The sequence below is a fragment of the Halorhodospira sp. 9621 genome (genome assembly GCF_022228055.1).
Classification (GTDB): Bacteria; Pseudomonadota; Gammaproteobacteria; order Nitrococcales; family Halorhodospiraceae; genus Halorhodospira; species Halorhodospira halophila_A.
In genome coordinates, this window is the sequence record NZ_JAJNRD010000119.1 from 1 (window position 1) to 421 (window position 421).

General features: G+C 63.7%; 1 protein-coding gene. It reads right to left on the reverse strand.

Annotated features, from left to right (window positions below; all coding sequences use genetic code 11):
- The coding region (locus tag LRF89_RS13375; protein WP_238637394.1) for a PAS domain-containing protein at positions 1 to 421 on the reverse strand (421 nt) is incomplete at both ends.

The window sequence follows — 421 nt, forward strand, 5'->3', positions numbered from 1 at the left end:
AATCCTGCCGACAACCTGCCCGCGTTCATCCAACAGGGGGACGACATTCACCTGCGCCCGGAATCGCTCCCCGTTGCCACGGATCAGCTCGTACTCACCGCAGTGAGATTGGCCCGCCTTCTGCAGGGCGTTTACCGCTTCGGCGACCTGTGCCCGATCCCCCGGCTCGTGGAAGTCGAGAAAGCTTTTGCCGATCAACTCATCACGCGGGCAACCGAGGATCCACTCGGCACTGCGGCTTGCCTCGCGCACTTCACCTTCCAGGTCAACCTGGGCCACGCTGACGCCCGGGATGGCCTCCAGGATTGACTCCACCTCCTGACGCCTCGCGTTACTGCGATCCAGCGCCTCGCGCTGCTCAGTGATGTCCTGAAGCGTCCCCTGGATGATCCACTGGCCGTGCTCATCCTGCCAGCGCTGA